General features: G+C 69.9%; 5 protein-coding genes. 4 read left to right on the top strand and 1 reads right to left on the bottom strand.

Annotation, left to right across the window (positions count from 1 at the left end):
* Nucleotides 1–157: 157 nt before the first annotated feature.
* The 4 genes from ACXJKR_RS17795 to rpoH all read left to right on the top strand — a co-directional run bounded on the left by ACXJKR_RS17795 (nucleotide 158) and on the right by rpoH (nucleotide 7505).
* Entirely contained in the window at nucleotides 158–2725 is a 2568-nt protein-coding gene (locus ACXJKR_RS17795) for an ABC transporter permease (RefSeq protein ID WP_457323950.1), read from the top strand.
* A 5-nt stretch (nucleotides 2726–2730) separates the two neighbouring features.
* Nucleotides 2731–5907: a CHASE domain-containing protein gene (locus tag ACXJKR_RS17790; RefSeq protein WP_457323949.1), complete on the top strand. Its 3177-nt coding sequence runs from the start codon at nucleotides 2731–2733 to the stop codon at nucleotides 5905–5907.
* A 31-nt stretch (nucleotides 5908–5938) separates the two neighbouring features.
* A complete protein-coding gene (locus tag ACXJKR_RS17785) occupies nucleotides 5939–6439 on the top strand; it encodes a chemotaxis protein CheW (protein ID WP_457323948.1) in 501 nt (166 codons plus the stop codon).
* A gap of 148 nt (nucleotides 6440–6587) precedes the next feature.
* On the top strand, nucleotides 6588–7505 hold the full coding sequence (gene rpoH / locus ACXJKR_RS17780; protein ID WP_394326329.1) for an RNA polymerase sigma factor RpoH: 918 nt from the start codon (nucleotides 6588–6590) through the stop codon (nucleotides 7503–7505).
* A gap of 43 nt (nucleotides 7506–7548) precedes the next feature.
* On the opposite strand, the gene ACXJKR_RS17775 is transcribed toward rpoH, so the two are convergent.
* Nucleotides 7549–8151 (bottom strand): SCO family protein, encoded by a 603-nt coding sequence (locus ACXJKR_RS17775; RefSeq protein WP_457323947.1) that lies wholly within the window; start codon nucleotides 8149–8151, stop codon nucleotides 7549–7551.
* Nucleotides 8152–8208: the final 57 nt, after the last annotated feature.

Here is an 8208-nt window from a genome sequence, read left to right as displayed (position 1 = left end):
GCCCGGCGCTGAGCGCCGTCCAATGACAGCCGCTGGCTGTCATTGAGCGAACCCACGTAGTCAGCTTGGGAAGCTGAAGTTCTACCATTGAACTACACCCGCAATGGGCCGCGAGTTTACAGGGCTGAATGCGATTCCCACGGCTACAGTCGCGCGCATGACGTCCTCCGCCTCGCCCGCCCAGCGTCCGCCTGCCACTTTGCTGATCGCCTGGCGCCAGTTGCTGCGGGACTGGCGGGCCGGCGAGTTGCGCTTGCTGATGCTGGCCGTGGCCCTGGCCGTCGCGGCACTGTGCGCTGTGGCCTTCCTGTCCGACCGCCTCGACCAGGGCCTGCGCCGCGACGCCGCCAAGCTGCTGGGCGGCGATGCCGTCGTTGCCAGTGACCAGCCCACGGCCCCTGCCCTCGTCGACCTGGCCGCCGCCCAGAACCTGACCACCGTGCGCACGGCCACCTTCCCCAGCATGGCGCGCAGCGACGAAGCCCATGGCGGCGAGAGCCGGCTGGTGGCCGTGAAGGCCGTTGGTGCGGGTTATCCGCTGCGCGGCAGCATCAAGCTGCGCGAGGCCCTGCCCGGCCGCAGCGGTGCGCCAGCCGCCGGCGAGGTCTGGGTCGACCCGGCCGTGGCCGATGGCCTGGGGCTGAAGCTCGGCGACACGCTGCTGCTCGGCGACGCAAAGCTGAAGCTCGCTGCGTTGATCGAGACCGAGCCCGACCGTGGCGCCGGGTTCATGAGTTTCGCGCCGCGCGTCATGCTGGCCGAGGCCGACCTCGCCGCCACCCGTCTCGTGCAGCCCGCCAGCCGCCTCACCTACCGCATGGCGGTCGTGCCCGGCCCGGGCGCAGCACCGGGTGCCGTCGGCCGCTTCGTGGCCGGCGCCGAGCAACTCGTCGAGAAGGACAAGCTGCGTGGCGTGCGCCTGGAGTCGTTGGAGTCCGGCCGCCCCGAGATGCGCCAGACGCTGGACCGCGCGGCCCGCTTCCTGCGCCTGGTGGCCATGCTGTCAGCCCTGCTCGCAGCCGTGGCCGTGGCGCTGGCGGCACGCGACTTTGCAGCCCGCCATCTGGACGACTGCGCCATGCTGCGCGTGCTCGGCCAGCCGCAGCGCCGCATCGCCTGGGCGTACGGCCTGGAGTTCCTGCTCGCAGGCCTGAGCGCCAGCGCGGTCGGCGTGCTGGGCGGCCTGGCCCTGCACCAGGTTTTCGTGTCGCTACTGGCCGGGCTGATCGACGTCGACCTGCCACCGCCCAGCATCTGGCCGGCGCTGCTGGGCCTGGGCCTGGGCTTGTCGCTGCTGCTGGGCTTCGGCCTGCCGCCGGTGCTGCAGCTCGCCGCCGTGCCACCGCTGCGCGTCATCCGCCGCGACCTCGGCGCGCCCAAGGCCGGCTCACTGCTGGTGCTCGGCGCGGGTGTGGCGGGCCTCGCGGCCATCCTCGTCGTGCTGGCAGGCGACGTGAAGCTCGGCGCCATCGCCGCCGCAGGCTTTGCCGCCGCGGTGCTGCTGTTCGCGCTGCTGGCCTGGGCGGCGGTGTGGCTGCTGCGCCGGCTGGTGCCGGTCAATGTCAGCGGTGCGGGCGTGCCGCGCTGGCTGCTGCTGGCCACGCGCCAGGTCGCGGCACGGCCGGGCTTTGCAGTCATGCAGGTGTCCTCGTTGGCGGTCGGCCTGCTGGCGCTGGCGCTGCTGGTGCTGCTGCGCACCGACCTGATCGACAGCTGGCGCCGCGCGACGCCGGCGGCCGCACCGGACCGCTTCGTCATCAACATCCAGCCCGACCAGGCAACAGCCTTTCGCAAGACGCTGACGGACGCCGGCGTGAAGGACTACGACTGGTACCCGATGATCCGCGGCCGCCTGACGGCGATCAACGGCGAGCCGGTGCAGGCCAAGCGCTTTGCCGAGGAACGCGCCCAGCGCCTGGCCGAGCGCGAGTTCAACCTCAGCCACACGGCCGACAAGCCGGCCCACAACCAGATCACCAGCGGCCGCTGGGGTGATGCCAAGCCCGACGAGACCGGCCTGAGCGTCGAGGAAGGCCTGGCGCAGACGCTTGGCCTGAAGCTCGGCGACACGCTGGCCTTCGACATCGCCGGCCAGCCCGTGCAGGGGCGCATCACCAATCTGCGCAAGGTCGATTGGTCGTCCATGCGGGTCAACTTCTTTGTGCTGTTCGAGAAGGCCGAGCTGCCCGAGTTGCCGTCCACGCAGATCGCCGCCTACCGCAGCCCGCCGGCCACCAAGCTGGACCGCGAGCTGGCGCGCCAGTTCCCCAATCTCACCGTCATCGACGTGTCGGCCCAGCTCAATCAGGTGCAGGGCGTGCTGGACCAGGTCATCCAGGCGGTGCAGTTCCTGTTCAGCTTCACGCTGGCCACCGGCCTGGTCGTGCTGCTGGCGGCCGTGGGCAGCACGCGCGAGGCGCGCACGCGTGAGTTCGCGCTGATGCGGGCGCTGGGCGCGCCGTCGTCGCTGCTGGCCCAGGTGCAGCGCGCCGAGCTGCTGGGTGTCGGCGCCCTGGCCGGCTTCCTGGCCGGCGCCGTGGCGCTGGTGCTGGCGGCCCTGCTGGCGCGCTTCGTCTTCGAGTTCGACTGGCACATCAAGCCCTGGGTGCCGCTGGTTGGCGCGGCCTGCGGCGCGCTGCTGGCCTGGAGCGCCGGCTGGTGGAGCCTGCGCGGCGTGCTGCAGCGGCCCGTCGTGCAGACGCTGAGGGAGGCCCWGGCCGAATGAAGGCCATGCGGCCGCTGAGCGCCCGCGACGTGGGCCGCTACCTGGCGCTGTCGGCGGCCATCGTCGCCGTCTATTACGTGCTGGCGCGGCTGGGCCTGCTGATGGTGCTGCCGCCCTACCAGGTCGCGCCCATCTACCCCGCCGCCGGCTGGGGCCTGGCCGTGCTGCTTGTCTGGGGCCTGCGCTACACGCCGGCCGTGGCCCTGGGGTCCTTCATCGTGCAGGCCACGACGATGAACGAACTGAGCGGCGTGCTGCCGCTGGCCCTGGGCATCGGCCTGGGTGCCGCCGCCCAGGCAGTGGCCGGCACGCTGCTGATGCGGCGCTGGTGCGGCCGGCCGCTGGTGCTGGCCTCGCCGCGCGAGATCGCCGGCTATCTGTTCGCGGCGGCGCTGGCGGGCGTCGTCAGCCCAACTTGCGCGAGCTTGGTGCTGAAGGCCTTCGGCGTCATCGCCACCGCGCAGATGGGCCTGGTCTGGACGATCTGGTGGACCGGCGACCTGATGGGCGTGCTCATCGCCACGCCGATCACCCTGGCCCTGATCGGCCAGCCGCGTTCGGCCTGGGCAACGCGGCGCTTCAGCGTCGGCCTGCCGATGCTGCTGACCACGCTGCTCGTGGGCCTGGGCGTGGCCGTCACGATGGAATGGGACCGCCAGCGCAACCGCGCCGACTTCACGCGCGACGCGACCAGCGCCGCCCAGGACCTGGCCGGCCGGCTGCGCGAGCCGCTGCTGGCACTGGAGGGCGTGCACGGCCTCGTCAAGGTCAAGCCAAGGCCGACGCGCGCGGAGTTCGCCCAAGCGACGAGCGGCTTCCTGACCGAGGAGAGCCCGTTGATCGCGCTGGGCCTGACGCTGCGTGTTGCGCGCGCCGACGTCGACCGCTTCAACGCGGCTGCCGCGGCCGATGCCTTTCCCGGCGGCTACCAGGCGCGCGACCGCCTGCGTGCCGGCGACCTGCGCCCACCGGCGGACGAGGACATGCTGGCCATCCGCCTCATCGAACCGCTGTCGCGCAATGCCGGCGCGCTGGGCGTGAACGTGCGCACCATCCCCGGCGCGCGCGCGGCCATCGAGCGCGCCGCTTCGCTGGGGAAACCGGTGGCGTCGGCGGGCTTCCAGCTGTCGCAGGACAAGGAGGCCGCGGTCGGCGTTGTGGTCTACCAGCCCCTCTACCGGGGCCAGGCGGCGCCCAGCGAGCAGGCCTTGGACGGCGTCGTCTTCGCCACGCTGAGGCCCGACCTGCTGCTGTCGCGCCTGGCGGCCAACTGGCCCGAGCATCTCGGCGCCTGTCTCGTCGACCTGGAGCGCGGCGCGCTCTATCCGCGACTGGGCGGGCGTCTGGGCTGCGAGGCCGTGCAACGTGGAGGTGCCGACCTGCCCCTGGTCAAGATGCCGCTGGAGTTCGGCGGCCGGTCATGGGAGATTCGCATCTATGACCTGCCCGGCCTGGTGCAGGCGCCGGGGCGCAGCTGGGCCTTCGCCCTCGTCGGCCTGCTGGCCACGGCCATGGTGGGCGCGCTGCTGCTGCTGATGTCGGGCCGCACCCAGCATGTCGAGGCGCTGGTGCAGGAACGCACGGCCGCGCTGGAGCGCGAGGTTGCCAACCGCGCCCAGGGCGAACGCGCGCTGAGCCAGAGCGAGCAGCGCTTTCACAGCATCTTCGAGACTGCGCCCATCGGCATCGCCTTCACCGACCTCAACGGCGGCTTCCAGGAGGTCAATGCCCATTTCTGCCATCTGGTCGGCTACACGGCCGAGGCGCTGGCGAACAAGCGCTCCATCGACGTGACCCATGCCGATGACCGCCGTGAGGACATCCGCCTGGCACGCCGGCTGATGCGCGGTGAGATCCCGTTCTACCGCCGCTTGAAGCGCTATATCCGTCCCGACGGCAGCACCGCCCATGCGCGCGTGCTGGTCAGCCTGCTGCGCGGCGCGGACGGCCGGCCGCACCGGCTGGTGGGYATCATCGAGGACATCACCGACCAGCTGCGCATCGAGGAGCTGGACCGCGCCCGCGAGGCCGCCGAGGCGGCCAACCAGGCCAAGAGCGAGTTCCTGTCGCGCATGAGCCATGAGCTGCGCACACCGATGAACGCCATCCTCGGCTTCACGCAGCTGATGCAGATGGACGCCGGTGAACCGCTGGCACCGGGCCAGCGCGCACGCGCCCAGCAGATCGCCCAGGCCGGCTGGCATCTGCTGGAAATGATCAACGACACGCTGGACCTGTCGCGCATCGAGGCAGGCTCGCTGCGCCTGGAGCCTGTGCTGCTGGAGCTGCCGCCGCTGCTGGCCCGGGCCTTGGCGCTGGTGCAAGGTCAAGCCGCAGAGCGCGGCCTGGCCATCAGCCAGCGTATCGACCCGGCCGCCGTGCGCCTCGTCGGCGACCCCACGCGGGTTACCCAAATCCTGACCAACCTGCTCAGCAACGCGGTCAAGTACAACCGCCCAGGCGGCAGCGTCAGCGTCGAGGTGGCTCGTCCTGAGCTGGGGTGGGTCGAAATCGCCGTGCGCGACACCGGGCTGGGCCTTACCGAAGAGCAGCGCGCCGCCCTCTTCCAACCTTTCAACCGCCTGGGCCGCGAGCGCAGCGGCCTGCCGGGAACGGGTATCGGCCTGGTCATCAGCCAGCGCCTGGCCGAGATGATGGGCGGCAGCCTGCGCGCCGAAGAGCAGGACGGCCCCGGCGCCTGCTTCGTGCTGAGGCTGCCGGCCAGCGGCGCTGCCGCTGCACTGTCCCAGGAGACAGCCCCGGACGAACCGACCAGCCCGCGCCCCAGCCCCCAGCGGAGCGTGCTCTACGTGGAGGACAACCCGCTCAACGCCGAAGTCATGCGCGGCATCCTGGACCAGCGGCCCGGCATCGAGCTGGAAGTGGCGCCGACCGTGGAAGCCGGCCTGCGCGCCTTGCGCGAGCGCCCGCCGGCCCTGCTGCTGCTCGACTGGCAGCTGCCCGATGGCGACGGCCTGACGCTGCTGAGCCGCATGCGCGAGCTGGGCCAGCCGCTTCCCCCGGTCGTCGTCGTGTCGGCCAATGCCCAGCCCGAGCAGATCGCCGCCGCCGAGGTGGCGGGCGCCCAGCACTATCTGACCAAGCCGCTGGACGTGCGTGAATTGCTCGCCCTGGTCGATGAATTGTTGGCGCCGGGCTCCGTCGTAGCGGGGGCAGAATGAGGGCCCAGTCCCCAACACGCGTCAGCGCCCGATGAGTTCCACCGATCTCRTTCCCAGCACCGGTGCCCAGGCCGTGCAGGCCCTGGCACGCACCGATGGTCGCCAGTTCCTGACCTTTCGCATCGGCGCAGAGGAATACGGCCTCAACATCCTGCGCGTGCAGGAAATCCGCTCTTACGAGCCGCCCACCCGCGTTGCCAATGCACCGGCCTTCGTCAAGGGCGTCGTCAACCTGCGCGGCGTCATCGTGCCCATCGTGGACCTGCGCATCCGCCTGGGCCAGGCCGGTGAATACAACGCTTTCACCGTCGTCATCGTGCTCAATGTGGCCGGCCGCGTCGTCGGTGTCGTCGTGGATTCGGTGTCCGACGTGCTGGAACTGAGCGCCGACGAGATCAAGCCGCGCCCGGAAGTGGCCGCCGCCCTGGACGCCCGCTTCATCACCGGCCTGGGCAAGCTCGGCGAGCGCATGCTGATCCTGCTGGATATCGAGGCCATGATCAAAAGCCCGGATTTCGGCCTGGTCGACTGAAGGAAAGTTAGCGATCGCTGACTGTTTCACCGTTGGAAACATTGCATTCCAACACCGTCACGAACTGACTTAGCACTCGCCAAACCAGAGTGCTAATATCCTGCTCACCGCGGCATTCCGCGCCGCGGTTTAGCAAGGATTCATGACGATGTCCGCCTCTTCTGCCATTGCCGTCCGCGACCCCTGGGCCATGGTGCCTTCGCTGGGCAATCTGGACGCATACATCTCCGCCGTCAACCGCCTGCCGCTGCTGACGGCCGAGGAAGAAGGGTCCGCCGCGCGCAGCCTGCGCGACAAGGGCGACCTGGAAGCCGCCGGCCGCATGGTGCTGTCGCATCTGCGCCTGGTGGTGGCCATCTCCCGCCAGTACATGGGCTACGGCCTGCCCCAGGGCGACCTGATCCAGGAAGGCAATGTCGGCCTGATGAAGGCCGTCAAGCGCTTCGACCCGGACCAGGGCGTGCGCCTGGTGAGCTATGCCATGCACTGGATCAAGGCCGAGATCCACGAGTACATCCTGAAGAACTGGCGCATGGTCAAGGTCGCGACGACCAAGGCCCAACGCAAGCTGTTCTTCAATCTGCGCTCGATGAAGCACCAGATGAAGGCCGACCAGGCCGACGGCCAGACGCATCGCAACACGCTCACCGAGGCCGAACTGGCCCATGTCGCCAGCACGCTGAACGTCAAGCGCGAGGAAGTGCTGGAGATGGAGACCCGCATGTCGGGCGGCGACGTGGCGCTGGAGCCGCAGACCGACGACGATGGCGAGAGCTTCGCGCCCATCGCCTACCTGGCCGACGACAGCCATGAGCCGACCCGCGTCATCGAGGCGCGTTCGCGCGACGAACTGGCCGGCGACGGCATCCACCGCGCCCTGGACGTGCTGGACGCGCGCAGCCGCCGCATCGTCGAGGAGCGCTGGCTGAAGGTGAACGACGATTCGTCGGGCGGCATGACGCTGCACGAGCTGGCTGCCGAATACGGCGTGTCGGCCGAGCGCATCCGCCAGATCGAGGTGGCGGCGATGAAGAAGATGAAGAAGGCGCTGACCGAAGCGGCCTGATTGACCTCCTCGGCTCCAAGTAAAAGGCCCCTCGGGGCCTTTTCTACTTTTTGGCTTCGGCCAGCAGCAGCTTGATGTCGTCCGCCAGCGGCTGGGCGCCCGAGCCGTAGCGCGCGTAAACGCGCACGCGGCCTTCGGTGTCGAAGATGAAGCTCGCCGCCGTGTGGTCCATCGTGTAGGTCTCGGGTGTCTTGCCCGGCGCCTTGGCGTAGAAGACCTTGAACTCCTTGGCCGCGCCCTTCGTCTGCTCCTCGCTGCCGCGCAGGCCGACAAAGCTGGGATCGAAGCTGGCCAGATAGGCCTTGAGCAGCTGCGCCGTATCGCGCTCCGGGTCGACGGTGACGAAGATGCCCTGCACCTTGTCGCCGTCCGCGCCCAGGCTGCGCTTGACTTCGGCCACTTCCGCCATCGTCGTCGGACAGACGTCGGGGCATTGGGTGTAGCCGAAGAAGACCACCAGCACCTTGCCCTTGAAGTCAGCCAGMGAGCGGGCGCGGCCGTCCTGGTCGGTCAGGTTCAGCGTGCGGGCGTACTCGGCGCCGGTCAGGTCGATGCCCTTGAAGGCAGGCTTGTCGGGGCTCGCCTTCTGGCAGGCGGCCAACGACAGTGCGGCCAGCGCGGTCAGCGCGAAACGACGGGTGTTCATGCGATGTAGTGGTCGATCAACAGCGCCGCAAAGAGCAGCGACAAATGCCAGATGGAG

Source organism: Roseateles sp. P5_E11 (assembly GCF_054049355.1).
This window is presented reverse-complemented; position numbering and strand designations above follow the sequence as displayed.